The sequence below is a fragment of the Sulfurimicrobium lacus genome, assembly GCF_011764585.1.
Taxonomy (GTDB): domain Bacteria; phylum Pseudomonadota; class Gammaproteobacteria; order Burkholderiales; family Sulfuricellaceae; genus Sulfurimicrobium; species Sulfurimicrobium lacus.
This window is the reverse complement of record NZ_AP022853.1, coordinates 3,523,301-3,548,300: the sequence shown is the minus strand read 5'-3', so window position 1 is coordinate 3,548,300 and position 25,000 is coordinate 3,523,301. Positions and strand designations below refer to the sequence as shown.

Sequence of the window (25,000 nt, the reverse complement as noted above, 5' to 3'; positions counted from 1 at the left end):
GGAGTGACGGGCTTTTTATGTTCCTGCGCCGCAGCGCAGGAAGGATCAGGCGGCCGCTGTTTCTTCAGCACCTTCGGCAGCTGCGCCACCGCCGCGAGGAACCTTGATGTTCGCCACCGGGGCGTCGTCACCATGCACAACCTGTACGAACTCGACGCCCTTGGGCAGCTTGATTTCGGACAGGTGGATGGAATGGCCGGCAGCCAGGTTTGCCAGGTCCACTTCGATGAACTCGGGCAGATTCTTGGGCAGGCAGCTCACATCGGCTTCGGTCATGACGTGGTTCACTGTACCGCCGGTCAGCTTCACGCCCGGAGCCAGGTCGGCGTTGATGAAGTGGAACGGCACCTTCATGTGCATTTTTGCTTTCTGGTCCACGCGCTGGAAGTCCACGTGCATGACCTGCTGGCGGAAAGGATGCATCGTGTAATCGCGCAGCACTACCATTTCCTTGGCTGAGCCCAGGTTCATGGTGAGCAGGGAGGCGTGGAAAGTTTCGCGACGCAGGGCGTGGTAAATTTCGTTGTGATCCAGTTCGATCACTGCGACATCCTGGCCGGCGCCATAGACGATGGCCGGTACTTTGCCTGCACGACGGAGACGGCGGCTCGCACCCGTTCCCTGCACCGTGCGCAAGGTTGCGTTAAATTCAGTTTTCATTTTTTACTCCAAAAGTTAACAAAAAACCGCCCGCGACCAGGCGGTTTAACAAGCTGTCAGCCGTCAGCTTTCAGCCGTCAGTTTCAAGCTGACGGCTGATCGCTGAAAGCTGATTGCTATTCCATAAACAAGGAACTCACCGAGTCCTCGTTGCTGATTCTGCGCATCGTTTCGGCCAGCAGTTCGGCCACGGAAAGCTGGCGGATACGTCCGCAGGCTTTCGCTTCCTCGCGTAACGGAATGGTGTCGGTGACGACCAGTTCGTCGAGGTGGGAATTCATCACCCGCTCCACCGCGCTGCCGGACAGCACCGGGTGGGTACAGTAGGCCACTACGCGCACCGCGCCGTGGTCTTTCAGGGCTGCCGCTGCTTCGCACAGGGTGTTGGCGGTGTCGACCAGATCGTCCATCAGCACGCAGGTGCGGCCGGATACGTCGCCGATGATGTTCATCACCTTGGCCACGTTGGGCTTGGGACGGCGCTTGTCGATAATCGCCAGGTCCGATTCCAGTCGCTTGGCCAGCGCACGGGCGCGAACCACGCCGCCGACGTCGGGCGATACCACGATCAGGTTCTTGTGGTCGTGCTTCCACACGTCGCCGAGCAATATCGGGGAGGCGTAGATGTTGTCCACCGGGATGTCGAAAAAGCCCTGGATCTGGTCCGAGTGCAGGTCCATGGTCAGCAGGCGGTCGACACCGGCGCTTTGCAGCATGTTAGCCACGACCTTGGCGGTAATGCTCACGCGGGCGGAGCGTGGACGGCGATCCTGGCGGGCATAGCCGAAGTAGGGGATGGCGGCGGTGATGCGTCCGGCGGAAGCGCGCTTGAGGGCATCCACCATCACCATGACTTCCATCAGGGTGTCGTTGGTGGGCATGCAGGTGGACTGGAGCACGAAGACGTCCTTGCCACGCACATGTTCCATGAGCTCGACCATCACCTCGCCATCGGAAAAGCGCCCGACTACCGCGCGCCCGAGTGGGAGATTGAGGTGCTTGACCACTTCTTCGGCAAGCCGTGGATTGGCGTTGCCGGTAAAAACCATCATGCTGCCGTACGCCATGACGAGCCTATCTCAGCGAATATAAAAACCAAAGGGGCGGAATGCCCGCCCCTGAATGTATGGCTGGGGAGGTAGGGATCGAACCTACGAATGCCGGAATCAAAATCCGGTGCCTTACCACTTGGCGACTCCCCAATGATTAGTCTGCATAATCCCGCAGTGGATGCCGATCAAGCCCTTGCGCCACGAATCCCTGCCATTTCGCAGGTTTGCGCGCCAGTGCCTGGTGCGCTTCGTGTTGCGTCGCGAATTCTGCGAATACGCATGCGCCTGATCCTGTCATCCTGGCATTGCCGAACTGTTCAAGCCAGTTTAGGCATGTTGCCACTTCGGGATACCTCGCACATACCACGGCTTGCAAGTCGTTGCGAAGCTGGGCTGTCGAGAGGTCGCACATTTTGATCGAAGTCGTGTCGCGTGTCAATTCCGGCGCAGCAAAAATCTCTGCGGTCGCCACCGCCACCGCGGGCACGATCACGACATACCAGGCCGGCGGCAGGCTGACAGGCTGGAGCAGTTCGCCCACGCCCTCGGCGAAGGCGCTTTCGCCGAAGACGAACACCGGCACATCCGCGCCGAGCTGCAGGCCGAGACGTTGCAGTTCGACGCGCGGCAGGGCCAAATGCCATAGGCGGTTCAGCGCCAGCAACACCGTCGCCGCGTCGGAGCTGCCCCCACCCAGACCGCCGCCCATGGGCAGGTGTTTTTCCACCGCGATATCGACGCCGAGCGTACAGCCGGTCGCTTCCTGCAGCAGGCGTGCGGCGCGTACCACCAGATCCTTCTCTTGCGGGACGCCGGGGAGATCGGTGGTGCGCGTTACCCGCCCGTCCTGGCGCAGCTTGAAGTGCAATCGATCGCCGTAGTCGAGAAAGCGGAACACGCTTTGCAGCAGGTGGTAGCCGTCCGGGCGGCGTCCCACGACATGGAGAAACAGGTTGAGTTTTGCGGGTGCGGGGTAGGATTTTGCGTTCACGGTAAAGTCCATTTATCCACCACCAGCTTGAGTTCCAGGGTGCCGTTGCGCATCACGACGCGGGACGGCAGGACGTAGGCGCCCTCCGCCCGGTATTCGGGATATTCGATTTCCCATTGTTGCTGCCGCAGGCGGATGACATTCATGGCGGCGTCGCGCGTGATGTTCGCTGCGCCGTCCGGCGCCTGCTGCCCGGTCACCCAGTATTGCATCCCGTCCAGCGGCAGGCGCCAGCCCAGAATGCTTTGCGTCAGTTCGGCCGCGTCCTGGGCTGCGTAGTGGCCGTCGGAAGTGTCCAGCCGAACACCAGTCGGATCGCGTTCGATGCGTGCCACTGCCTGCCCCAGCGGGGAGAGCAGCAGGATTTCGTCGTCTTGAACGCCATGCCGCCAGTTGAAATTGCCGGAAAAGCCCTGTGTTCCGTAGCGTACCCCGATGCGGCCCTGCAACTGAAAGGTGTGGGGCGGTACGGCGGCCCCCATCTGCCTGACCGTCGGTGCGGCGCATCCGCCCAGCAGTAGCAGGCACACAAGCCAAACGGTCATGGCAAAAGTGCTACAACCGTTTATACAATTCGCAATGGCCGTTTCCCCCACCCCTGCCCTCCCCCGCATGCGTGAGAGGGGGGCGAAGGCTCGCTGCGCGAGTGTTGCATTTAGCCAGCTACTTGAATTTTTGCATGACATTGCGTAAAGCTTCGTTCTCCGGGGATTGCTTCAGGGCGGACTGCCACACGCTGCGCGCTTCGTCGTGTTGTCCCTGGCTCCACAGCACTTCACCGAGGTGTGCCGCGATTTCCGGGTCGCGGCTCAGTTCCAGCGCGTGGCGCAAGATTTCCAGTGCCTTGGCAGGCTGGCCGAGGCGGAAATAGACCCAGCCCAGGCTGTCCATGATGAACGCGTCTTCAGGTGCCAGCGCCGCGGCTTTTTCCACCAGATCGCGCGCTTCGGGAAGGCGGATGCCGCGCTCCGCAAAGGTGTAGCCCAGCGCATTGTAGGCGTGGGCGTTGTCGGGCTTGAGCTGGATCAGGTGACGCAAATCCTTTTCCATCACGTCGAGCTTGTCCAGTTTTTCCGCAGCCATGGCATGGTCGTAGAGCAGTTCGGGATTGTTGGGCAGTTTTTCCATGCCTTTGCCCAGCACGTCGAAAGCATCCTGATACATCCGGGCTTCGCGCAGCAATTGCGCTTCGGCCTGAATCAGCGCGGCCCGTTGCTGGTTGTTCTGAGCCTGGGCCTGCTGCAAGCGCTGGCGCGCTTCGTCCAGTTTCCCCTGTTTGGCGAGGAGGGAGGCATGACGGGTCTGGGCGTTGATGTAGTACTCACCTTGCTCCACGCTGTCGTACCATTTCGTTGCTTCATCCCAGCGTTTGCGCTCCTCGGCAACCTGGCCGAGATAGAGACGCACCACGTCGCTGTCTTTATAGCCGTTGCCAAGGGCTTTCTGCAGGTAGGTGTCGGCGGCTTCGAAATCGCCTTCCTGCATGGCGAGCAGGCCGATGGCAAAAGCGATGTCGGGATTATTGGGGGCGTCGTCCATCACGCGCTGGAACTCGGCGCGCGCCTGGTGGTACTGTTTCTCGCCTACCAGCAAGCGGGCATAGGCGAGTCGTACTTCCCTCGCTTTGGGGTGATCCTGCAGAAAGTCGCGGTAGAACCCCAGTGCGTCTGGGACGGATGTTTGCTGCAGCGCCAGCCCGCGGAACAGCGCGGCTGGCTCCCAGCCTGGTTTCAGTGTGTCTACGCGGCGCAATTCGGCAAACGCTTCGTCGTGTTTTCCGGCATTCCAGGCCGCCTGGGCAACCGCAAAGTGGGCCTCGGCAAGCTCCGGATAGGGTTTTGCCAGTTCGCGCACCAGTTCCAGCACGGCGTCACGGTCGCGTTGACGGGCCAGCATCTGGTTGATGTGGAGGAAACCATTGGCGCGGCTTTCGCCTTCACCGGCGAGGATTTTTTCCAGGTAGGGACGCGACTCGCTCAAGCGGCCACTGTTGAGGAGCAGTGCCGCGGCAGCCTGGGTGGCCTGGGGCGAGTCCGGTTCCAGCGATTGCCATAGCTCAGCCGCATTGGCGGCCTGAATTGCCTGCCGTCCCTGCACGGCGGCTTCGGTGGCGCGCTTGGCCAGGCGCGGGTCGCGGCTGTTTTTTGCCAGGTCCAGCAGCGCATCGGCTGCCAGTTCCGGCTGGTTGCGTTGCAGTGCTACTTCTCCGACCAGATATTGATACAGGCTCTGGGAAGTGAGCTCCTGATTCGGCAACGCAGGTTTTTTGGCTTCGGCGGCAGGTGCTGGCGCTGCGGTGAGCGGCGCCTTCAGCGGCGCCGGTGCGCATGCGGACAAGGCCAGCAGGGAGGCGGTCAATACAATGGAGTCAAGTTTCAAAGTAGGCATCTTGGATGCTCAGGGTCTCAAGTATAATTTGGAAACAACGCCCGCCAAGTATAGGCACAACCTTTTGAATTTGCCACTTTGAACATTAGGGCTCATAAATGGATAACTTGAACATACGCTGGGGCTGTTTGGGGCGCAGGCCAAGGCGCGTGCCGTGCGGTTGTGTCATTCACAACAAGCGGTTCGCAACGCCGGGATGCGCCCCAAACAGCCCCAGCCCGACGGGTTGCTGTGTATTCGGGCGTCTGCGGCGTTGCGAGACTTGGCAATGGAATAACCATTGCCCGCGTCTCGCGCCTTGCATCCATCCCGAATACACAGCAACGTATGCTCAAGTTATCCATTTATGAGCCCTAAGCCCGACATCCTTCCTTCATTGCGTGCGCGCAAGCTCAGTCGCCGTTATGGCACGCGCGTTGCGGTCGACCTGCTCGACCTGGATTTGCATCCGGGCGAGGTGCTGGGCCTGCTCGGTCCCAATGGCGCCGGCAAATCGACGACCATGCAGATTTTGAGCGGCAATCTAGCGCCGAGTTCGGGCAGCGTCGAAATATGCGGTGTTGACCTGAGCGAGCAACCCGAGGCGGCTAAGGCGAATCTCGGTTATCTGCCCGAAATTCCGCCCCTCTACCGGGAGCTTACGGTGCGCGAATTCCTGCGCCTGGCAGCGCGTCAGCACCGCGTGCCTAAAGCGGAGCTGGATGCGGCCGTCAGCCGGGCGCTGCAGTGTTGCGGACTGGACGAGGTGGCGAAGCGGCTGATCGGCGGCCTTTCCAAGGGGTATCGGCAACGGGTGGGCATTGCCCAGGCTATCGTTCACAACCCGTCGGTGATCATTCTGGACGAGCCTACCGCCGGCCTCGACCCGTTGCAGATTCGCGAGATCCGCGAGCTGATCGCGACGTTGGGGCGTACCCATAGCGTAATTCTGTCCACCCATATCCTGGCCGAGGCCGAGGCGCTGTGCGACCGGGTGCTGATCCTGCATCAGGGGCGCGTCGTGTTCAGCGGCGACATGGCGGAGTTGCGGCGTCAGTGGCAGGAAGACGGCGCATGCGAAAATGGCCTGGAAGCAATGTTTGTACGTCTTACGCGACAGGAAGCTCCGACATGATCGCCACTATCGCCGCCAAGGAACTCAGGATTCTTTTCAGCTCGCCGCTGGCGTGGACCGTCCTGGGCGCGCTGCAGCTGGTATTGGCCTGGCTGTTCCTCAACCAGGTGGACGCTTTTCTCAGCGTGCAAGGCCAGTTGCTCCAGCTCGCCAATCCGCCCGGCGTGACGGAAATGGTCGTTGCGCCGCTGTTCGGGGCCACCGCCATGATACTGCTGGTGATCACCCCGGTACTCGCAATGCGCCTGATTGCCGAGGAACGTCGCAACCACACGCTGCCGCTGCTGCTTTCTGCGCCGTTGTCGCTCGGCACCATCGTGATGGGCAAGTTCCTCGCGCTGTGGGCGTTTCTCTGCCTGCTCGTCGCGCTTGCTGCGGCCATGGCGCTGGCTCTTTTTTCCGGCGGCCCCCTCGATGCCGGCTTGCTGTCGGTCGGTCTGATCGGGCTAGTGCTGCTGGCAGCCTGTCTTGCCGCGCTGGGGCTTTATTTTTCCAGCCTCACCGCCCACCCGGCGATGGCCGCGATCAGCGGGATCGCAGTTGCGCTCGGCTTGTGGCTGCTCGATATCGCGACACAGGAAATCGCTCCGTTGCGTGCCTTGTCGCTGCTGCAGCATTTCGGGCAAGCTAATCGCGGTCTGCTGGACACGGCGGACGTCGCCTATTTCCTGCTGTTTGCAGCGACTTTCCTGGTGTTGACCGTGCTGCGTCTGGACCGGGACCGGCTGCCATGAAAAAAACGCTCTCCTGGTTGCGCCGCCATCAGCCGGTCTTGTTGCTGCTGTTCCTGGCCGCGATGGGCGTGGCGGGTTATTTGAGCCAGCACTATCACTGGCAGTGGGACCTTACCCAGAACGGTCGCCACACCCTGAGCCCGGTCAGTCGCAAAGTCCTCGACACCATGCCGGGGGCGCTTGAAGTGACCGCTTACGCCACGCTGCAGGACCCGCAATATGGCGATCTGCGCCAGCCGATCCGGGATTTCGTCGCGCGCTATCAGCGCCTCAAGCCGGATCTGAAATTCAAGTTCGTCGATCCCGCCGAGCTGCCGCAGCTAGCCCGAGCCGCGGGCGTACAGGTCAACGGCGAGCTGGTGCTGGACTATCGCGGCCGCAGCGAGCATCTCTCCACGCTCAACGAGCAAGACTTTACCAACGCCCTGATGCGTCTCGCCCGCGGCCACGAGCGGCTGGTGGCCGCGCTGGTCGGTCACGGTGAGCGCAGGCTGGACGGCGGCGCGCCGCATGATCTCGGCGAGTTCGGCCGTCAGCTGACGCACAAGGGGTTTCGTACTGTGCCCTTGAATCTTGCTGCCGATGCCGAGGTGCCTGCCGATGTCAGCGTGCTGGTGTTGACCCAGCCGCGCAGCGAAGTTCTGCCGGGCGAGGCGGACAAGATCAAGCGCTACCTCGCGCGCGGCGGCAATCTGCTATGGCTGCTCGAGCCCGGCGACTTGCACGGGCTGCAGCCCGTGGCGGAAATGCTGGGGCTTGCGCTCACCCCCGGCGTGGTCGTCGACCCCGCTGCGCGAGAACTGGGGCTTGCCCCGGACACCGCCGTGGCGGCGCAGTATGGGCCGCATCCCGTGACGGCTCAATTCGACCTCGTTACCGTCTTCCCGCGCGCACGGGCCATCGGCGTCAACGATGATCCGGCATGGCACGTCACCCCGCTTGTCGAGACCGCGGCGCGAAGTTGGGTGGAAAGCGGCGCTGCGGACGAACATGCCGCTTTCGACCCGCCGCAGGACGTGGCTGGCCCGGTCGTGGTTGGCCGCGCGCTGGAACGGGAAAGCGAGGAGGGACGGCAGCGCATCGCCGTGATCGGGAGTGGCGATTTCCTCGCCAATGCTTATCTCGGCCGAGGCGGAAACCTCGATCTGGGCATCGACCTGCTCAATTGGCTGGCGGGCGACGCCAATCTCATCGCCATCCAGCCCAAGAACACTGTCGATGCCGGACTGAACCTCGGTAAAACGGCTGCCTCGGCGCTGGCGCTTGGCTTCCTGATCGGCGTGCCGCTGGTGTTTTTCGGTGCCGCGATTTTCGTTTGGCGCCGCCGCAATGCCTGAATTGCCCGAAGTCGAAACTACCTGTCGCGGGCTCGAGCCGCACCTTCGCGGCCAGCGCATCCACGCCGTTATCGTGCGCGATGCCCGCCTGCGTGTTCCCATCCTGGCAGAACTGGCGCACATCCTGCCGGGACTGGAAATTCGCGGTATCGGGCGGCGCGGAAAATACCTGTTGATGGATTGCGGCCGGGGCTGGCTGATCCTGCATCTGGGAATGTCCGGCAGCCTGCGCATCCTGCCGTCTGATGCTCTCGCGGAAAAACACGACCATTTCGACCTGGTGCTGGAAAGCGGTTTTTGCATGCGTTTGCGCGACCCGCGCCGCTTCGGTGCCGTAATCTGGACAGAAACTGACCCGCTGCGTCACCCGCTGCTGGCGCACCTGGGCGTGGAACCGCTGACCAACGATTTCGATGGCGCGTGGCTTTATCGCCATACCCGCGGAAAAAAGGGCAGCATCAAGCAAACGCTGATGGACAGCCATCTGCTGGTCGGCGTTGGTAACATATACGCCAATGAAGCGCTGTTCCGCGCGGCTATCCGGCCAACTACGCCGGCCGGACGTGTCGGCGCGTCGCGTTGCGACCGGCTGGCGCGGGCGGTCAAGGACGTGTTGCAACAGGTCATTGCCGCGGGGGGGAGCAGCCTGCGCGATTTCGTGGACAGCAACGGCAAGCCGGGCTATTTCCAACAGCAGTATTTCGTCTACGGGCGCGCCGGAGAGCCGTGCCGGCAATGCGGTGTCCCTATCCGACTGTTAAGGCAGGGTCAGCGCTCGACTTTTTACTGTCCCGATTGCCAGCGCTAGTGGCACGTAAATTGCACAATCGACGCATCAGAAAAACGCTTAGAACACGCACGGACCACATTGATTAATCTATTTTTTATGCTAAAGTACGATGGCATTGCCGATGACCGGCTACGGGGGAATCCATGACAAACGAGAATCTGGTCGCACACTTCGAAGCATACAGCGCATGGCGCAGCGGCCTGTCCGACAGCATCAGCAACTATCGCAACTGGCTCAACGAACAGGAACTGAACGACGGCCAGAGCGATCTGCGCATTCAGCACATTGTCGACCGCTTGCGTGACGACAAGCTCAACGTGGCCTTCGTGGCAGAGTTCTCGCGCGGCAAGTCGGAACTCATCAACGCCATTTTCTTCGCCGGCTACGGCCTGCGTCTGTTGCCTTCCAGCGCCGGCCGCACCACCATGTGCCCCACCGAGCTGATGTACGAAGATGGACGCGAAGCCTGCATTCAATTGCTGCCGATCGAAACGCGCGCCACCGATACCACCACTACCGAATACAAACGCTACGTGGACGAGTGGCAGGTTTTCCCGCTCAATACCGATTCCGCTGAAGGCATGCTGACTGCCTTCCAGCAAGTCAGCCAGGTCAAGCGCGTGAGCAAGGAAGAAGCCGCCCGTTTCGGTCTCTATGACGAAAGCAACCCGGACAACGCCTTCACCGTGCAGGCCGACGGCACGGTCGAAGTGCCCTGCTGGCGTCACGCCATCATCAATTTCCCGCACCCTTTGCTGAAGCAGGGGCTGGTCATTCTCGACACCCCCGGACTCAATGCCATCGGCACAGAGCCGGAGCTCACCATCAACATGCTGCCCAACGCCCATGCGGTGCTTTTCATGCTCGCGGCCGATACCGGCGTGACCAAGACCGACATCGAGGTGTGGCGCGATTACGTGGGTAATCCGCAGGGGCGCCAAAAAGGCCGGCTGGTGGTGCTGAACAAGATTGATGGCCTGTGGGACGAGCTCAAGAGCGAAGAAGAAATCGAGCGCGAAATCCAGTCCCAGGTAAACATCAGCGCCGAGCTGCTGGGGATCAAGGCTTCGCAGGTGTTCCCCATTTCTGCGCAGAAAGGTCTGCTGGCCAAGATCAACCATGATCCCGAACTGCTCGACAAGAGCCGTCTGCCGGCGCTGGAAAAGGCGCTGACCGACGAGCTGATTCCTTCCAAGCAGGAAATCGTGCGCGACAACACCCAGAGCGAAGTCGAAGACATGATGGGCGTGACGCATTCCATTCTCGATGCACGCATGAGCGGGGTATGCGAACAACTGGATGAACTCAAGGGCCTGCGCGGCAAGAATGAAGACGTGATCGAGCACATGATGGAAAAGGTCAAGCTCGACAAGGAAAACTTCGAGAAAGGCCTGCAGCGCTTCCAGGCGTTACGCAGCGTGTTCTCGCAACAAACCAACATTCTTTTCACCCACCTCGGCATGGATGCCCTCAAGGTGGAAGTGAAGAATACCCGCGATGCCATGGTCAGCAGCCGTTTCAGCAAGGGCATCAGCATCGCGATGAACAGGTTCTTCAAGGACGTGACGGACAATATCAACAAGTCCGGCCAGCAGATCGAAGAAATCAAGCACATGATGGACAGCATGTACAAGAAGTTCAGCGAGGAGCACGGCCTGTCGCAAAGCAGTCCGCCACCTTTCTCGACGCTGAAATACCTGAAGGAAGTCGCCAAGCTGGAAAAAGGCTACAACGACCACTTCAATACGGCGCTGAACATGCTGACCAACGAGCAGTTCACCCTCACCACCAAGTTCTTCGAAACCATCGCCAGCCGCGTGATTCACGTCTATGAAGTGGCCAACCGCGATGTTGAAAACTGGTTGAAAGCCGTCATGGCACCGATGGAAACCCAGGTGCGGGAGCATCAGCTGCAACTACGTCGCCGCCTGGAAAGCATCAAGCGCATCCACAAGGCGACGGATACGCTGGAAGACCGCATTACCGAACTGGAGCAGATGGAAGCGGTCATCACCGCCCAGCTCGACGACCTGCGGAATCTGCGCCGGCAGATGGAACAGGCGCTGGACTTCGATAGCGCGCCCCAGCAACTGGCGGCCTGAAAACAACAATAAGCCCCGCGGATGGCGACATCCCGCGGGGCTTATTGTATCCGGGAAAAATTACTTTCCGCTGAGCTTCTCGTACTTGGCCTGCAACTGCTCCTTGCTCTCGGTGTGTTCCGGATTGACGATAATGCAATCCACCGGGCAAACCGAAATGCATTGCGGCTCGTCGTAATGACCTACGCACTCGGTGCACAAGGCGGGGTCGATGATGTAAATTTCATCGCCCTGCGAAATCGCGCCGTTGGGGCACTCGGGTTCGCACACGTCGCAGTTGATGCATTCGTCGGTAATCAATAATGCCATGACAGTTTCCTCGCGTTAGTTAAGGTTGATAATTTTGCTGTCGAGCCTGGCGCATACCGCCGGCTGAACAAACTGGCTCACATCCCCACCCAGCAGCGCAATTTCGCGCACCATACTGGCTGAAATGAACATGTACTGTTCGGATGGCGTGAGAAAAATGGTTTCGACATTGGGGTAGAGGTTGCGGTTCATCCCCGCCAGTTGAAACTCGTATTCAAAATCGGATACCGCCCGCAAACCGCGCAGAATAATTTTCGCATCCTGAAGCTGCAGAAAATGTATCAGCAGTCCCGAGAATCCAGTCACACGTACATTGGGGCAGTCCGCCAAAACCGAAGTCGCCATCTCCACGCGCTCGTCGAGGCTGAAGAACGGCTGCTTGGTGCGGCTGTCTGCCACCGCCACGATGACTTCGCCGAACAGACGGGATGCACGTCGCACCAAATCCTCGTGGCCTCGGGTGATGGGGTCGAAGGTGCCGGGGTAGACCGCCTTGAGCATGTTTAACGAGCCCTAACTGGCTTTCCTGAGTAAATAATAATGTACCTGTCCTGCTTTGCCGCTGCGCCAAACCTGCCATTCGGGCTCAATTTCCAAAGTGGTGTCGCATTCGGTGTAAACCATGCCGTCTTCGGTAAGGCGGTCCAGCAGCAGGGGTAGTACACGCGGCAAAAGATGAAAATCATAAGGCGGGTCGACGAAAATCACATCGAAGCGGCGCGTTTCCTGATCCAGGAATTTTAGCGCATCTGCCACCACTAGTTCACAATTTTCTGCGTGCAATGTTGCTGTGTTGTCGCGTAGCGAGCATGCGACCTTGGCATCGCGTTCCACCATCACAACTTGCTTGGCGCCGCGCGATGCAGCTTCAAAGCCCAACGCGCCACTACCCGAAAAAAGGTCCAGGCAGGTTTTGCCATCCATCATCTGGCCCAGCCAGTTGAACAGCGTTTCCCTGACGCGGTCCGGAGTAGGCCTCAAGCCGGGCACCTCTGGAAAGGGAAGCAGGCGGCTGCGCCAGGCGCCGCCAACAATGCGAACCCGATTACTTTTTGCCATCGCCGCCGACGATGACCGTCACCATTGTTTTTGGGTCGACATGGCGCTGGAAAGCGCTTTTCACATCCATGAGCGTGACCTTGTCCACGTTCTTGGGGAACTGGTCGAGATAGTCCAGCGGCAGCCTGTAATCGCCGATCAAGGAGAGATAGCCGAGGATTTTACGGTTGCTGTCGAGGCGCAAGGGGAAACTGCCGATCAGATTTTGTTTGGCATGGCGCAACTCGTCTGCTGTCGGGCCGTCGGCGACGAAGCGGCGCAGCGTGGCTCGGGTGATATCCAGCGCTTCGGTTGCCTGATCGCGCTTGGTCTGGAGGCCAATCTGAAACGGTCCCGGCTGTGCCAGCGGGATGAAGTAGCTGTATACGCTGTAGGCCAGGCCGCGCTTTTCGCGCACTTCTTCCGTCAGGCGCGAGGCGAATCCGCCACCGCCGAGAATATAGTTGCCGACGAAGAGAGGGAAATAATCCGGATCGCTGCGGCTCATGCCCGGCACTCCCAGCAGGATGTGGCTCTGGCTTGCCGGGTGCGGCAGACGGATGGTTTCCGCCTGGGAGAGCGGCGTTACTGCGGGCAATGGAGGCAAGGTACCATTTGCGTGGGGCAGGCCGGCCGAGAGTTGATCGGCAATGGCTGCCGCCTCCGTCCGGCTCACATCTCCCACGATGGCGATGACTGCGGATTCGCTGACGTAATGCTGGTGGAAAAAATCAAGCAGATCCTGGCGCTGCAGCTTGGATACGGTTTCCACCTTTCCTGCACCGGGGAGCCCATAAGGATGGTTGCCGTAGAGCGCGGCCTGGAAGGCTTTTTGTCCGATGGGGCCGGGCTGGGTGTCTTCTTCCTGCAATGCGGCGATAACACGCGCTTTTTCGCGTTCCAGAGCCGTGGCAGGGAAGTCGGGCTGCTGCAGGATTTTTGTCATCAAATCCAGTGACTGGGTGCGTTCCCGTGTGCTGCTCAGGGTGCGCAACGACATGCCGGCGCGATCGGGATCGATGGTGGCGCCAAGTTGCGCGCCCACATCGGCAAGTCGGCGTGAAATATCTTCTTCCGACATTCCGTTGGCCCCGAGGTCAAGCATGTGCGAGGTCAAATTTGCCAAGCCTGCTTTTTCTGCCGTATCGCGGCGCGTTCCGGCGTCGAAATCGACGCTCACGTCGAGCAACGGCAAGCCGTGGCTCTCCACGAAATAGACCCGGGCGCCATTGGCGCTCTGCCAATGCTGAATCGGCAGGCCGGCACTGGCAATGCCAGAGAACAGCAATGCTAGAACGCTCCAAAACCAGATGCCGGCGGATCGTTTAGTGCACATGGAATTCTCCTGCCTGGGGTTGGGGCTGCTGCTTGCCATCGAGTGGCTGGGGGTCGAGCGTGGCCACCGTGAGCCCGTCGTTCTGCAGGTATTTGATGGCGACTTCCTTCACCTGTGCCGCGGTCACGTCGTTCAGTTTTGCCAGCAGTGTTTTTTCGTCGCGCCAGGAGAGGCCCGTGCTTTCCAGGTTGCCGATCAGCATGCCCTGGTAGAACATGGAGTCGCGTTGATAGACTTGCGCCGCCACGACCTGTGCCTTCACCCGCTGCAATTCCTCCTCGCTGACGCCGTCGCGCTGCAGTTTGACGATCTGGTCGCGAATGCCCTGTTCCAGTTCGGCCACGCTCTTGCCCTCGCTCGGCGTGCCGTCGATGATGAACAGACCCGGCCCGCGCGATATATCGTCGTAACCGGCGCCGACATCGTTGGCCAGGCGGCTTTCCCGCACCAGGGACTGATTCAGCCGCGCCGCCGAATAGCCGTCGAGCACGCCCGCCAGGATTTCCAGCGCATAAGGTTCCCAATCCTCGGTGACGTTCCGCAAAACCGGCGTGCGGTAAGCCATCGCGACGTAGGGCTGCTTGGCGGGCGCTTTGACCGTTACCTTCTTGATACCACGTTGCAGCGGCTCTTTCTGGGGTTTGCGGGAGGGCAGGGCGTGCGGTTTGAGCGGTCCGAAATACTGCTGCGCCAAACGGAACACCGCATCGTGCTTGACGTCGCCCACCACGACCAGCGTGGCGTTATTGGGCGCATACCAGGTTCGGTACCAGGTCCGGGCATCTTCCACACGCATGTTTTCCAGATCGTTCATCCAGCCGACTATCGGGTGGTGGTAGGGGTGAGCCTCGAAGGCCAGTGCGTTGAGTTGCTCCCCCACCAGCGACTGCGGGTTGTCGTCGGTGCGCATCCGGCGCTCTTCCATGACCACTTTGATTTCTTTTGAGAATTCCCGCTCCGTCAGCGCCAGATTCGCCATCCGGTCGGCCTCGAGCTTGAATGCCAGCGGCAGCTTGTCGACCTGGAGCTGCTGAAAATAGGCGGTGTAATCGTGACTGGTGAAGGCGTTCTCGCGTCCTCCCGCCTCGGCGATGATTTTGGAAAACTGGCCCGCCGGCACCTTGCGCGTTCCTTTGAACATCATGTGTTCCAGCACGTGCGCCACCCCGGTCGTACCGTTCACTTCGTCCATGCTGCCCGCGCGGTACCAGATCTGCGACACCACCACCGGGGCGCGAGGGTCTTCCTTGACGACGACCTTCAGCCCGTTGGCCAGCTTGTATTCGTACGGGTTTGCCGCGACCACGCCGGAAAGCCCGAGCAGTGCCATGCCCAGCAACGCTTTTCTATACACGCAACCTCCTACTATTAAGCATCTGTTCGGGATAAAATGACGTGGATTATAAGCCATTCCACTGCCACAACAGGACAGACCTGATTGCCCATGTTTAGTTTCTTCAAGAAAACAGAACCGGTTGCCGAAGAGGTCGCGCAAAGCAAGCCTGAAAGCTGGGCGGCTCGCCTGAAGCAGGGGCTCTCGCGTACGCGGGAACAATTCGGCAGAAAGCTGACGAACTTGTTCAGCGGCGGCGGCAAGATCGACGCGGAGTTGTATGAAGAGCTGGAGACTATTCTCCTCACCTCCGATGTTGGCGTGACCGCAACCCAATACTTGCTCGACGACCTGCGCGCGCGCGTCAGGCGCGAAGGCCTGACCGATGCGGCCCAACTGAAAGGAGCGGTGCAGCAATCCCTGCTAGCTCTGCTGCAGCCGCTGGAACAGCCGCTGGACATATCTGGCCATCGCCCGTTCATCATCATGCTGGCGGGCGTGAACGGCGCCGGTAAAACCACCACCATCGGCAAGTTGGCCAAGTATTTCCAGTCCCAGGGTAAATCGGTGCTGCTGGCGGCTGGCGACACGTTTCGCGCCGCTGCGCGGGAGCAGTTGATGGTGTGGGGCGAGCGCAACAATGTCACGGTGATCGCCCAGGAAGGCGGCGATTCCGCCGCCGTGATATTCGATGCTATCCATGCCGCCAAGGCGCGCGGCATCGACGTGGTCCTGGCGGACACCGCTGGCCGCTTGCCGACGCAGTTGCACCTGATGGAAGAAATCAAGAAGGTCAAACGCGTTGTCGCCAAGGCCGACCCCAGCGGACCTCACGAGGTGTTGCTGGTGCTCGACTCCAACACCGGCCAGAACGGACTGGCTCAGGTCAAGGCCTTCGACGACGCGCTGCAGCTCACCGGCCTGGTGCTGTCGAAACTGGACGGCACGGCAAAAGGCGGCATCATCGCTGCCATTGCGCGCGGCCGACCGATACCCGTGCGTTTTATCGGGGTGGGTGAAAAAGTCGACGACTTGCGTCCGTTCGTGGCGCAGGAATTTGTCGCAGCCTTGTTCGAATAGCCGAACTCAAAAAGGGGCTTACAGCAGCCCTGTAATGAATTCCCATTCCTTGGGGTCGACCGGCGTAATGGAAAGTCGGTTGCCCGTCTGCAAGATTCGCATGTGCTCCAGTTCGGGATAACTACGCAATTCCTTGATACCCAGCAGGCGCGTTTTTTTGACCAGCTTCACGTCCACGTTGAACCAGCGCGGATTTTCGGGTGTCGCCTTGGGGTCGAAATATTTGTTGCTGCTGTCGAACTGGGTCTGGTCAGGGTAGGCGAGCTTGCTCACTGTCGCCAGGCCGACGATTCCCGGTTCGGCACAGCTGGAATGGTAAAAGAATACCTGATCGCCAACCCGCATCTGATCGCGCATGAAGTTGCGCGCCTGATAATTGCGTATGCCGTACCATGCCACGGTCTGGTTCGGCATGGTGGCGAGGTCGTCGACGCTGACGTCGGAAGGTTCTGATTTCATCAGCCAGTAGCGCATTTTGGATATCCAGGATAGCGGAAAACTTATTTTACCTTGGGAAAACGATACAGGCGACGTTCGGTGAGCGCGGCATCGAGCGGCATGTCCCACGGGTCGCGCGGAACCTGCCTGACTTTCTGGCATTCGTAGCCGATGCCGATCAGGTAGGGTTTGCGCCAAGTCCTGCGGCGCCCCAGGTAGGCCAGGCTGGTGTCGTAGAAGCCGCCGCCCATGCCGAGCCGGTAGCCCTCCTCGTCGAAGCCCACCAGCGGCATGAACAGCAAATCGAGCTGGCGTGCGCGTGCCGGTCGCGGCGACCAGTGTTCGTGAATGCCGTAGCGGTTGCGGTACCAGCTGGCGCGATCGGTGAGGCGGGTGAAGCTGAGTTTTTTCTCGAAGCGTTGCGGCACGACGGGCAAGTAACAAATTTTTCCCTGCCATAACGCATGATTGAGCAAGGGCAACAGGTCCATTTCACCTTCGAAGGGGAGGTAAAAACCGATGCGCCGGTACTTGAGAAAAAGACCTTCACGTATCGCCGTCTGCAGCAATCCCAGCGAAGCGCTGCGCCGCTGATCGGGGCTAAGTTCATTGCGCAGCCGGCGCAAGTGGCGCCGCAATTGGGATTTGTTCAAGGTCGGGAGACTTAAACTGTGCTAGTTAGGGAGGATAAGGCCCCCCGCGGGTGCCGTCAGGCTATCATCTTGAACACTGAGGTCCAAGACGGTTGCAGCTTGAGCACATCAGGTACATCCGTGAAGGACGCGCACAACAGTACTCAATACAGCCACAACCTGCTTACATAAATATTGGTTCAAAGAATATTTAGCCTAAACGAACACCGCAGGGGGACAACTCGGAAAGCTGGCTGTTAATGCCAGATTAACAACCGGCTAAAATAGATCGTCCTGGTCTGCCATTGCCTGCTCGATCTGAGCCTGCATGGAACCAATTCTACTCTTGAACTCGCCGATGTCAAAAGAACCGGCGATGCGCGTGTTGAGGAGTTCGTGGGTGATGTTCAGGGCAGCCATGATGGCGATGCGTTCGACGCCGATGACTTTTCCGCTGTCGCGAATTTCACGCATTTTGCGGTCGAGGTAATCCACCGAGGCGAGTAGCGCTTCCTGTTCATCCTCCGGACAGGCAACGCGGAACTCCCGCCCCATGATGGCGACATCCAGGCCCTTTACTTCGCTCATTCCTGATTCTCCGGAATACGCTCGAGCAGGGATTCGAGACGGGTTTGCGCGCCCTGGATCTTGTCGCCGAGGCGTTTGCTGTCATTTTGTGCCGCTGCGAGTTGCTGGCGCAGTTGCATGTTTTCGGCGCGCAGGTGCTGGCACATTTGCACAATCTGCATGACCTTGTCTTCCAGTGCTTTCATTTCCGCTTGCATGCGCACACTATAATTTGAAAAATCCTGCTGGGTCAACTGGTAACGCCATATTTTAAAAGTATTTTGGCATTGTGTTCGGGTTTTAATTCCCACGCTTTCATCGAGTTGATGGGTTAAGCGCTGAACGAAATGCTTGTTTTTGGCGCCCAGTTTGTTATCGTGCGCGCATGCTCAAAGACGCTATCGATTTATCCGGCCTGCGCCGTGTTCTGGTGATCAAGCTGCGCCATCACGGTGATGTGTTACTGACCTCGCCGGTTTTTTCCGTTTTAAAGAACCATGCCCCTCATCTGGAAGTTGATGCGCTGGTTTACCGCGATACGGCGGATATGTTGAGCTTGCATCCTGCGATCGCGGAAGTCCATACCGTTGATCGCAACTGGAAAAAGCAGGGGCTGTTGCGTCAGGTGAGCGCTGAGGCGCGGCTGCTCTCGCGCCTATGGAGGCGTCACTATGATCTGATTATTCATCTCACCGAACATAACCGCGGCGCATGGCTGACCCGCGTGCTTGGTGTGAAACACAGTGTGGCGCGCAAAATTCCGGCGCGCGGGCGTTTCTGGCGGAAGAGCTTTAGCCATTTTCATCCCATGCCACGCGGTAATCCGCGCCATATGGTGGAAGTCAACCTGGACGCACTGCGCCGTATCGGCGTCTACCCGAATGAAAGCGAACGCGAACTGACATTGGTGCCTGGGGATGCCGTTGCGACTGAGATGAAGCGGCGACTGGCACAGGCAGGCGTGGCCGAGCAGGGTTTTATCCATATTCATCCCGCCTCGCGCTGGTTATTCAAGTGTTGGCCGACCGGCCAGATGACGGCGCTGATCCGAAGTCTGCAGAATCAGGGTCATCGCATAGTCGTCACTGCAGCCCCTGACGATGCCGAGCTGAAAATGGTGCGGGAGATACTGGCCCCGCTGGAACAGGGCGTGGTGGATTTATCAGGCCAGCTAAGCCTGAAGCAGCTGGCCGCCCTGAGCGCCATGGCACAACTCTTTGTCGGCATGGACTCCGCACCTATGCATATTGCTGCGGCGATGAAAACGCCGGTGGTGGTCCTGTTCGGACCAAGCGGCGAAAAAGAGTGGGGCCCGTGGCAGGTGCCGCAACGGGTGCTGGTTTCGAGCCATACCTGTCGTCCGTGCGGTTATGACGGCTGCGGCGGCGGAAAAATTAGCGAATGTCTTGGTGCGATTTCAGTGGAACGCGTGCTTGATGCGGTGGCGGAACTGCTGCGGCAGCCATGAAACTCGTGCGATGCTTCAGATCACAAGAATCCGGGTCAGCCACGTCCCTATATCGGCAATTTCTTCAGCGCATACGGAATGGGACATGGAGTATTCGTGCCATTCCACAGCGAATCCCTGCTGCTGCAGCAAATCCCGCGATGCAGCGCCATGGTCGAGCGGTATTACGTTGTCTGCCGTGCCGTGAGCCATAAACACCGGGATCTGGGTATTGGCTGATCCGGTTTCTGCCGCCAGTGAGTGGGGCAGCGGCAGGTAGGTGGAAAGCGCCAGCACTCCAGCCAAGGGGGCGTCGTAGCGCAGACCGGTGTGGAGCGCGATGGCGCCGCCCTGAGAGAATCCGGCAAGAACGATGCGCGTGGAAGCGATGCCGCGTTCGCGTTCCCGGTGGATCAGGGCCTCCAGCCGGTGCTGTGAATTGCGGATTCCCGCCGCGTCTTCTTCCTGGCTCAGGTCGAGACTTTTCACGTCATACCAGGCGGGCATGACGTAGCCGCCATTGATGGTTACCGGCAGAGATGGGGCATGGGGGAAGACAAAACGAATTTTTGCGCTCGCCGGCAGAGCGAGTTCCGGTACGATGGGGGCGAAGTCGTGGCCGTCGGCGCCCAGGCCGTGAAGCCAGATGACGGCGCTATCCGGTGAATCGCTCGTGGTGATTTCAAGCGCGTCCATCAGCCTTTTGCCACTACGTCGAATCCAGCCCGGACATAATCGGCTCCCCGCTCCAGGGCCGGTTGCAGGCGAATGGTGTAGGATTTTCCCTGCGCCTTGAGCTGCACCAGCTTGCCTTGCGTATGGGCTTCGCATGGCAACAATAGGCTGCGCCCCAACTGCAGTTTGCTTAACTCGGGCAGATATATCGCAGTCGTTGGCTCGCCGCTTTCGCCAGGCAGCGGGTGCAGTTCTACCAGCAGCGGGGTCTGGCTCAGTGTCTGGATTCCCGCCTCCACCTTGCGTGGCGGTTCGTTGCTGATGCGGCGCACGAGGCCGATGCCAAACCCTTTGCCTTGTGCTGCCTTGAGCCCCACCAGGGTGCCGATGCGCAACTGGCTGGCGGTGTTGCGGGTAAAGGTGACACCGTAGCCGCTCAGCGATTCGTTCTCCACCTGCCATTGCTGTGCGTTGGGCTCGAACAGTTCCGGCCCGCCGCTTGGCACGGGATGGGAGGCCAGCTCCGCATGGTTGTCTTCTGACATGTCATAAGTGGCCGCCATGCCGGTTTTCCTGATGGTTTTCTGGTCCCCCTGCAGGTAGGTCACGATATTGGCGAAGCCCGTCGTTACCAGCAGGGATTTTTCCGCCGTCACTCGTTCATGCTTGCGCGTGGTGCTTGTTCCCGACCAGCGTTGGGAGATTTCTTCGATCAGCTCGAGCCCGGCGGGGAGGCGGAACGCTTCGCCGAGATTCAGGCGCGCAGGCAGTTCACCTTGCTTGAGACGCTCGACGGTTTTGTTGATGGTGACCAGCATCAGTTCGATGCCCCAGTAGCGGTATTTCTCTCCCAGCATGTTGCGGCGCAGTTTTCTGGCGGGCTTCATGTCGCCGAGATTGACGGCGTACACCTGGCGCTGCGGGCGGAAGTCAGCCTCGATCACCAGGCTCCTGGCCCAGCTGTCGAGCCAGGTGTCCACCATTTCGATCTGCGCGGGAGTGAGGCTGGCAGGGTTGGCCAGGTGGAGCATCATCGCTTGCATGTATTCGCTGGCGCAGCTTGTGTCGTCGTGCTGCGGGTAGAGCTGCACCGGCACCCGGTCGAAATTCTCGAGTTCCGCGAACAGGTAGAGACGGTGCAGGTGGCGCCATGTTTGATGTTCCACCGGCAGATAGCAGATATGGTTCCATTTCGCCTGCATGGCGTGGAAATGCAGCGCTTTGGCCGTCAGCAGCGGGATTTGCTCGCGAATTCTGGCGCTGCCGGGGTGCTTTGCGTAAACCCGCAGGCACGACTGGTAAGCGGTGGCCATTTCCTCCCAGAACAGCAGTATGGTGGGTAGCAGCTTGCGTGTGGGTGAGCCGGGGTCGTCAAGTGCGGCGAGATAATCGCGGCACAGGTTTTCCTGCAGGGGGCGAGCCTTTTCATCCAGATAGAGCAGAACGCGAATGCGCTCCTTGAGTGAAGTGTCGGAATTCTTGTTGAGGCTGTCGAGGGCTTTGATGATTTCCTGCTGCGCCTGGTGGATGTCGTTCTGCGGCAGTTCCTGTACCCAGATCGTGGCGGATTTCAGGTCACCGACAGGATCGCCGTGTTTCCTGCGCAACAGGGCGTTGATCAGGCCCTTGAAATCAAACATGGTTTCCCCAGAATAGCATGGTCCTCACGGGCGCAAGGCGGATTTCGGACGGAATACCGGCACCGTGTCCGGCTTGGTCTCCAGGTAAGGGCCGCCGATCAGGTCGATGCAATAGGGCACAGCGGCAAAAACGCCATCCAGCGTTTCCTTGATGGCCTTGGGTTGGCCGGGGAGGTTGAGGATCAGCGCCTGTTTGCGAACCACGCCCAACTGGCGCGAGAGAATGGCCGTCGGCACGTATTTCAGGCTTACCGCGCGCATTTGCTCGCCGAAACCGTCGAGCACCCGATCCGCTACTGCCAGGGTGGCCTCCGGGGTGACGTCGCGTGGCGCCGGACCGGTGCCGCCGGTGGTGAGCACCAGGCAGCATCCTTGCTCGTCCACGAGCTCCTTCAGCGCCGTTTCGATCAGTTCCTGTTCGTCAGGGACCAAGCGAGTCAGCGCCTGCCATGGCGTGGACAGTGTCGCGTCCAGCCAGGACTGCAGCGCAGGGATGCCCTGGTCTTCGTATATCCCTTGAAACGCCCGGTCGCTCACCGTGACCAAGCCGATTTTTGCTGCGCTACGTGACGCTGCTGTCATGTGAGTTTCAGCCTAGCTCAGCTTTCCGTGGCATTGCTTGTATTTCTTGCCCGAGCCGCAGGGGCATAGGTCGTTACGTCCCACTTTGTCGCCGCCGCGGACGAAGGGCTCATGTTTGTCCTCTTCGCCTTCGCTTTCTTCCTCGCCATCCTGCCCCAACGCCTCGGGGTAGTCGGCATGGTGGTACTGGATGTTGTCGGCGGGAGCGAGCTGATCTTCCACCGCGGTTACGTCATCCTCGCTCTTTACCTGCACCGTCATGGTGATCTGGGTGACTTCGGCCTTGATGCGTTCGAGCAAGGCGGAGAACAGTTCGAACGCTTCGCGCTTGTATTCCTGCTTCGGATTTTTCTGTGCGTAGCCGCGCAGGTGGATGCCCTGGCGCAGATGATCCAGCGCCGCGAGGTGCTCGCGCCAGTGGGTGTCCATGCTCTGCAACATGACGGCGCGCTCGAAGTGATGCAGCACTTCGGCACCCACCTGCTCCTGCTTGGACTGATACTGTCCGTGCGCGGCTTCGATGATGCGGCGCAGCAAGCCTTCCTCACCCAGCTTGGCATCTTCTTCCAGCCATTGGGTTAGCGGCAACTGCAATTGCAGTTCCGCGAACAGGGCCTTCTCCAGGCCGGGCACATCCCATTGCTCTTCCATGCTCTGATGGGGAATGTACTGGCTGAAAGTCTGGCCGATAACATCTTCGCGCATGGCGCGAGTGGTGTCGGAAATATCTTCGGTCTCCAGCAGTTCGTTGCGCTGGGCGTAAATGACCTTGCGCTGGTCGTTGGACACGTCGTCGTATTCCAGCAACTGTTTGCGCATGTCGAAGTTGCGTGCTTCCACCTTGCGTTGGGCGTTCTCGATGGCGCGTGTGACCCACGGGTGCTCGATGGCTTCGCCCTCCGGCATCTTGAGGCGTTCCATGATGGCAGCGACGCGGTCGGAAGCGAAAATGCGCAGCAAGGGGTCTTCCAGCGACAGGTAAAAACGGCTGGAACCGGGATCGCCCTGGCGTCCGGCACGCCCGCGCAGCTGGTTGTCCACGCGGCGCGATTCGTGGCGTTCGGTGCCGATGATGTGCAGGCCGCCGCTGCTCAATACCTGCTCGTGCACCTTCTGCCATTCCGCCTTGAGGGTGGAAATTCCGGCGGTCTTCTCGTCTTCGCTCAGAGATTCGTCGCTGCGGATAGCATGGAGTTCCTGCTCGATGCTACCGCCCAGCACGATATCGGTACCGCGGCCGGCCATGTTTGTGGCGATGGTGACCGCTTTGGGACGGCCAGCCTGGGCAACGATTTGCGCTTCGCGCGCATGCTGCTTGGCGTTGAGGACTTCATGCGGCAGCTTCGCCTGGGCCAGAATCGTCGCCAGCAGTTCGGAGTTTTCGATAGAGGTCGTGCCGACCAGGACCGGCTGACCGCGTTCGTAACAGTCCTTGATGTCGGTGATGACTGCCTGGTACTTTTCCTTGGCGGTGCGGAACACCTGATCCATGCGGTCGTCGCGAATCATGCCGCGGTGGGTGGGGACCACCACTGTTTCCAGGCCGTAGATTTGCTGGAATTCGTAAGCTTCGGTGTCAGCTGTGCCGGTCATGCCGGAAAGCTTGTTGTACATGCGGAAATAGTTCTGGAAGGTGATCGAGGCCAGTGTCTGGTTCTCGCGCTGGATCTGCACGCCTTCCTTGGCCTCCACGGCCTGGTGAAGGCCGTCCGACCAGCGCCGCCCGGCCATCAGACGGCCGGTGAACTCGTCGACAATGACCACTTCGCCGTCCTGTACCACGTAGTGCTGGTCAAGGTGGTACAGCGCATGGGCGCGTAGCGCGGCGTACATGTGGTGCATCAGGGCGATATTGGCGGCGTCGTAGAGGCTGCTGCCTTCCGACAGCAAGCCGGCCTGGGTCAGCAGGTCTTCTGCACTTTCGTGTCCAGCCTCGGTGAGCAGCACCTGGTGGGCTTTCTCGTCCACGCTGTAGTCGCCGGGGCCGTTTTCTTCTTGCTGCTTGACCAGCTTGGGTGCCAGTTCGTTGATGCGGTAATAGAGGTCGACGTTGTCGTCGGCCTGGCCGGAAATGATCAGCGGGGTGCGCGCTTCGTCGATCAGGATCGAGTCCACCTCGTCGACGATGGCATAGTTGAGGCCGCGCTGCACCCGCTCGGTGGGCTGGTACACCATGTTGTCGCGCAGGTAGTCGAAGCCGTATTCGTTGTTGGTGCCGTAAGTGATGTCGGCGGCGTAAGCCTGCTGCTTTTCCTCGTGCGACATCTGCGGCAGGTTGATGCCCACCGAGAGGCCGAGGAAGTCGTGCAGTTGCCCCATCCATTCCGCATCGCGCCGCGCCAGGTAGTCGTTCACCGTCACCAGGTGCACGCCCTTGCCCGACAGGGCATTGAGATAGGAGGGCAGGGTGGCGACCAGGGTTTTGCCTTCGCCGGTGCGCATCTCTGCGATCTTGCCGTAGTGCAGCACCATGCCGCCGATCAGCTGCACGTCGAAGTGGCGCATTTCCAGCACGCGCTTGCTGGCCTCGCGTACCACCGCAAAAGCTTCGGGCAACAGGTCGTCAAGTGATTCACCCTGAACGTGGCGCCGTTTGAATTCATCAGTCTTGGCGCGCAGTTCCGCGTCGCTGAGCGCGATCATGGTAGGTTCGAGCGCGTTGATGGTGCTAACGGTCTGGGTATATTGCTTGATCAGCCGGTCATTGCGGCTGCCGAAAATTTTTCTGACGAGCTTGGTAATCATGAACGCTTCA

At 60.0% G+C, this 25,000-nt stretch carries 25 protein-coding genes, 1 tRNA gene and 1 other RNA gene; 7 read left to right on the top strand and 20 right to left on the bottom strand.

Annotated features, from left to right (window positions below):
* Positions 1-45 precede the first annotated feature (45 nt).
* From SKTS_RS17405 to SKTS_RS17380, 6 genes are all read right to left on the bottom strand, one after another.
* Positions 46-660, bottom strand: coding sequence for a 50S ribosomal protein L25/general stress protein Ctc (locus SKTS_RS17405; protein WP_173068089.1), 615 nt, complete (start codon positions 658-660; stop codon positions 46-48).
* Positions 661-776: 116 nt separating this feature from the next.
* On the bottom strand, positions 777-1,727 hold the full coding sequence (locus SKTS_RS17400) for a ribose-phosphate diphosphokinase (protein ID WP_173068086.1): 951 nt from the start codon (positions 1,725-1,727) through the stop codon (positions 777-779).
* A gap of 60 nt (positions 1,728-1,787) precedes the next feature.
* Positions 1,788-1,862: transfer RNA gene (locus SKTS_RS17395), tRNA-Gln, on the bottom strand.
* 4 nt (positions 1,863-1,866) lie between these two features.
* Positions 1,867-2,715: a 4-(cytidine 5'-diphospho)-2-C-methyl-D-erythritol kinase gene (gene ispE, locus SKTS_RS17390; protein ID WP_173068083.1), complete on the bottom strand. Its 849-nt coding sequence runs from the start codon at positions 2,713-2,715 to the stop codon at positions 1,867-1,869.
* Positions 2,700-3,248, bottom strand: coding sequence for a lipoprotein insertase outer membrane protein LolB (gene lolB, locus SKTS_RS17385; protein ID WP_173068081.1), 549 nt, complete (start codon positions 3,246-3,248; stop codon positions 2,700-2,702). The genes ispE and lolB overlap by 16 nt, the downstream gene beginning before the upstream one ends.
* 118 nt (positions 3,249-3,366) lie before the next feature.
* Positions 3,367-5,091, bottom strand: coding sequence for a tetratricopeptide repeat protein (locus SKTS_RS17380; RefSeq protein WP_173068078.1), 1,725 nt, complete (start codon positions 5,089-5,091; stop codon positions 3,367-3,369).
* A 346-nt stretch (positions 5,092-5,437) separates the two neighbouring features.
* On the opposite strand from SKTS_RS17380, the gene SKTS_RS17375 reads away from it, so the two are divergent.
* The 5 genes from SKTS_RS17375 (at position 5,438) to SKTS_RS17355 (ending at position 11,168) form a co-directional block, all read left to right on the top strand.
* Positions 5,438-6,205 (top strand): ABC transporter ATP-binding protein, encoded by a 768-nt coding sequence (locus SKTS_RS17375; RefSeq protein WP_173068075.1) that lies wholly within the window; start codon positions 5,438-5,440, stop codon positions 6,203-6,205.
* The gene (locus SKTS_RS17370) at positions 6,202-6,939 is read left to right on the top strand and encodes an ABC transporter permease (protein WP_173068072.1); all 738 of its coding nucleotides are present in this window, start codon (positions 6,202-6,204) and stop codon (positions 6,937-6,939) included. Before SKTS_RS17375 ends, SKTS_RS17370 begins: the two co-directional genes overlap by 4 nt.
* Positions 6,936-8,276: a GldG family protein gene (locus tag SKTS_RS17365; protein ID WP_173068069.1), complete on the top strand. Its 1,341-nt coding sequence runs from the start codon at positions 6,936-6,938 to the stop codon at positions 8,274-8,276. The genes SKTS_RS17370 and SKTS_RS17365 overlap by 4 nt, the downstream gene beginning before the upstream one ends.
* Positions 8,269-9,084, top strand: a complete 816-nt coding sequence (gene mutM, locus SKTS_RS17360) for a bifunctional DNA-formamidopyrimidine glycosylase/DNA-(apurinic or apyrimidinic site) lyase (RefSeq protein ID WP_173068066.1) — start codon at positions 8,269-8,271, stop codon at positions 9,082-9,084. The genes SKTS_RS17365 and mutM overlap by 8 nt, the downstream gene beginning before the upstream one ends.
* Positions 9,085-9,209: 125 nt before the next feature.
* On the top strand, positions 9,210-11,168 hold the full coding sequence (locus SKTS_RS17355; RefSeq protein ID WP_173068062.1) for a dynamin family protein: 1,959 nt from the start codon (positions 9,210-9,212) through the stop codon (positions 11,166-11,168).
* Between the two features lie 60 nt (positions 11,169-11,228).
* Here SKTS_RS17355 and SKTS_RS17350 read toward each other — a convergent pair whose 3' ends face one another.
* The 5 genes from SKTS_RS17350 to SKTS_RS17330 are packed head-to-tail and all read right to left on the bottom strand — an operon-like array spanning position 11,229 to position 15,181.
* Positions 11,229-11,477, bottom strand: coding sequence for a YfhL family 4Fe-4S dicluster ferredoxin (locus tag SKTS_RS17350; RefSeq protein ID WP_173068059.1), 249 nt, complete (start codon positions 11,475-11,477; stop codon positions 11,229-11,231).
* Between the two features lie 15 nt (positions 11,478-11,492).
* The gene (gene coaD / locus SKTS_RS17345) at positions 11,493-11,978 is read right to left on the bottom strand and encodes a pantetheine-phosphate adenylyltransferase (protein ID WP_173068055.1); all 486 of its coding nucleotides are present in this window, start codon (positions 11,976-11,978) and stop codon (positions 11,493-11,495) included.
* Positions 11,979-11,990: 12 nt separating this feature from the next.
* Positions 11,991-12,536: a 16S rRNA (guanine(966)-N(2))-methyltransferase RsmD gene (gene rsmD, locus SKTS_RS17340; RefSeq protein ID WP_173068052.1), complete on the bottom strand. Its 546-nt coding sequence runs from the start codon at positions 12,534-12,536 to the stop codon at positions 11,991-11,993.
* Positions 12,523-13,851 carry a M16 family metallopeptidase gene (locus SKTS_RS17335; protein ID WP_173068049.1) on the bottom strand — a complete coding sequence of 443 codons (1,329 nt, stop codon included), beginning with the start codon at positions 13,849-13,851 and terminating at the stop codon, positions 12,523-12,525. Before SKTS_RS17335 ends, rsmD begins: the two co-directional genes overlap by 14 nt.
* Entirely contained in the window at positions 13,841-15,181 is a 1,341-nt protein-coding gene (locus SKTS_RS17330) for a M16 family metallopeptidase (protein ID WP_173069397.1), read from the bottom strand. Before SKTS_RS17330 ends, SKTS_RS17335 begins: the two co-directional genes overlap by 11 nt.
* Positions 15,182-15,295: 114 nt before the next feature.
* Between SKTS_RS17330 and ftsY the strand changes: the two genes are divergently transcribed.
* On the top strand, positions 15,296-16,264 hold the full coding sequence (gene ftsY / locus SKTS_RS17325) for a signal recognition particle-docking protein FtsY (protein WP_173068046.1): 969 nt from the start codon (positions 15,296-15,298) through the stop codon (positions 16,262-16,264).
* A gap of 18 nt (positions 16,265-16,282) precedes the next feature.
* Here ftsY and SKTS_RS17320 read toward each other — a convergent pair whose 3' ends face one another.
* From SKTS_RS17320 to SKTS_RS17300, 5 genes are all read right to left on the bottom strand, one after another.
* Positions 16,283-16,738, bottom strand: a complete 456-nt coding sequence (locus SKTS_RS17320; protein ID WP_173068043.1) for an EVE domain-containing protein — start codon at positions 16,736-16,738, stop codon at positions 16,283-16,285.
* A gap of 26 nt (positions 16,739-16,764) precedes the next feature.
* Complete coding sequence (locus SKTS_RS17315) at positions 16,765-17,355, bottom strand: 5-formyltetrahydrofolate cyclo-ligase (protein WP_173068040.1); 591 nt, start codon at positions 17,353-17,355, stop codon at positions 16,765-16,767.
* A 37-nt stretch (positions 17,356-17,392) separates the two neighbouring features.
* Positions 17,393-17,573: non-coding RNA, 6S RNA (gene ssrS, locus SKTS_RS17310), on the bottom strand.
* A gap of 40 nt (positions 17,574-17,613) precedes the next feature.
* Positions 17,614-17,922, bottom strand: a complete 309-nt coding sequence (locus tag SKTS_RS17305; RefSeq protein ID WP_173068037.1) for a cell division protein ZapA — start codon at positions 17,920-17,922, stop codon at positions 17,614-17,616.
* Positions 17,919-18,107: a cell division protein ZapB gene (locus SKTS_RS17300; protein ID WP_244617381.1), complete on the bottom strand. Its 189-nt coding sequence runs from the start codon at positions 18,105-18,107 to the stop codon at positions 17,919-17,921. The genes SKTS_RS17305 and SKTS_RS17300 overlap by 4 nt, the downstream gene beginning before the upstream one ends.
* 179 nt (positions 18,108-18,286) lie before the next feature.
* Between SKTS_RS17300 and rfaQ the strand changes: the two genes are divergently transcribed.
* Positions 18,287-19,369, top strand: a complete 1,083-nt coding sequence (gene rfaQ / locus SKTS_RS17295) for a putative lipopolysaccharide heptosyltransferase III (protein ID WP_173068034.1) — start codon at positions 18,287-18,289, stop codon at positions 19,367-19,369.
* A gap of 15 nt (positions 19,370-19,384) precedes the next feature.
* Here rfaQ and SKTS_RS17290 read toward each other — a convergent pair whose 3' ends face one another.
* The 4 genes from SKTS_RS17290 to secA are packed head-to-tail and all read right to left on the bottom strand — an operon-like array spanning position 19,385 to position 24,990.
* Entirely contained in the window at positions 19,385-20,044 is a 660-nt protein-coding gene (locus tag SKTS_RS17290) for an alpha/beta hydrolase (protein WP_173068031.1), read from the bottom strand.
* Positions 20,044-21,663, bottom strand: coding sequence for a hypothetical protein (locus SKTS_RS17285; protein ID WP_173068028.1), 1,620 nt, complete (start codon positions 21,661-21,663; stop codon positions 20,044-20,046). Before SKTS_RS17285 ends, SKTS_RS17290 begins: the two co-directional genes overlap by 1 nt.
* Positions 21,664-21,687: 24 nt before the next feature.
* Entirely contained in the window at positions 21,688-22,245 is a 558-nt protein-coding gene (mog, locus tag SKTS_RS17280; protein WP_173068025.1) for a molybdopterin adenylyltransferase, read from the bottom strand.
* Between the two features lie 12 nt (positions 22,246-22,257).
* The gene (secA, locus tag SKTS_RS17275; protein WP_173068022.1) at positions 22,258-24,990 is read right to left on the bottom strand and encodes a preprotein translocase subunit SecA; all 2,733 of its coding nucleotides are present in this window, start codon (positions 24,988-24,990) and stop codon (positions 22,258-22,260) included.
* Between the last annotated feature and the right edge of the window lie 10 nt (positions 24,991-25,000).

Coding starts and splice junctions, on each gene's coding strand:
- SKTS_RS17350 (WP_173068059.1), bottom strand. CDS start 11,477: ATGGCATTATTGATTACCGACGAATGCATCAACTGCGACGTGTGCGAA.
- SKTS_RS17290 (WP_173068031.1), bottom strand. CDS start 20,044: ATGGACGCGCTTGAAATCACCACGAGCGATTCACCGGATAGCGCCGTC.
- SKTS_RS17320 (WP_173068043.1), bottom strand. CDS start 16,738: ATGCGCTACTGGCTGATGAAATCAGAACCTTCCGACGTCAGCGTCGAC.
- lolB (WP_173068081.1), bottom strand. CDS start 3,248: ATGACCGTTTGGCTTGTGTGCCTGCTACTGCTGGGCGGATGCGCCGCA.
- mog (WP_173068025.1), bottom strand. CDS start 22,245: ATGACAGCAGCGTCACGTAGCGCAGCAAAAATCGGCTTGGTCACGGTG.
- rfaQ (WP_173068034.1), top strand. CDS start 18,287: ATGCTCAAAGACGCTATCGATTTATCCGGCCTGCGCCGTGTTCTGGTG.
- SKTS_RS17335 (WP_173068049.1), bottom strand. CDS start 13,851: ATGTGCACTAAACGATCCGCCGGCATCTGGTTTTGGAGCGTTCTAGCA.
- SKTS_RS17375 (WP_173068075.1), top strand. CDS start 5,438: ATGAGCCCTAAGCCCGACATCCTTCCTTCATTGCGTGCGCGCAAGCTC.
- SKTS_RS17405 (WP_173068089.1), bottom strand. CDS start 660: ATGAAAACTGAATTTAACGCAACCTTGCGCACGGTGCAGGGAACGGGT.
- coaD (WP_173068055.1), bottom strand. CDS start 11,978: ATGCTCAAGGCGGTCTACCCCGGCACCTTCGACCCCATCACCCGAGGC.
- SKTS_RS17330 (WP_173069397.1), bottom strand. CDS start 15,181: ATGGCACTGCTCGGGCTTTCCGGCGTGGTCGCGGCAAACCCGTACGAA.
- SKTS_RS17365 (WP_173068069.1), top strand. CDS start 6,936: ATGAAAAAAACGCTCTCCTGGTTGCGCCGCCATCAGCCGGTCTTGTTG.
- SKTS_RS17400 (WP_173068086.1), bottom strand. CDS start 1,727: ATGGCGTACGGCAGCATGATGGTTTTTACCGGCAACGCCAATCCACGG.
- SKTS_RS17355 (WP_173068062.1), top strand. CDS start 9,210: ATGACAAACGAGAATCTGGTCGCACACTTCGAAGCATACAGCGCATGG.
- rsmD (WP_173068052.1), bottom strand. CDS start 12,536: ATGGCAAAAAGTAATCGGGTTCGCATTGTTGGCGGCGCCTGGCGCAGC.
- secA (WP_173068022.1), bottom strand. CDS start 24,990: ATGATTACCAAGCTCGTCAGAAAAATTTTCGGCAGCCGCAATGACCGG.
- SKTS_RS17305 (WP_173068037.1), bottom strand. CDS start 17,922: ATGAGCGAAGTAAAGGGCCTGGATGTCGCCATCATGGGGCGGGAGTTC.
- SKTS_RS17285 (WP_173068028.1), bottom strand. CDS start 21,663: ATGTTTGATTTCAAGGGCCTGATCAACGCCCTGTTGCGCAGGAAACAC.
- SKTS_RS17370 (WP_173068072.1), top strand. CDS start 6,202: ATGATCGCCACTATCGCCGCCAAGGAACTCAGGATTCTTTTCAGCTCG.
- SKTS_RS17380 (WP_173068078.1), bottom strand. CDS start 5,091: ATGCCTACTTTGAAACTTGACTCCATTGTATTGACCGCCTCCCTGCTG.
- ftsY (WP_173068046.1), top strand. CDS start 15,296: ATGTTTAGTTTCTTCAAGAAAACAGAACCGGTTGCCGAAGAGGTCGCG.
- mutM (WP_173068066.1), top strand. CDS start 8,269: ATGCCTGAATTGCCCGAAGTCGAAACTACCTGTCGCGGGCTCGAGCCG.
- ispE (WP_173068083.1), bottom strand. CDS start 2,715: ATGGACTTTACCGTGAACGCAAAATCCTACCCCGCACCCGCAAAACTC.
- SKTS_RS17300 (WP_244617381.1), bottom strand. CDS start 18,107: ATGAAAGCACTGGAAGACAAGGTCATGCAGATTGTGCAAATGTGCCAG.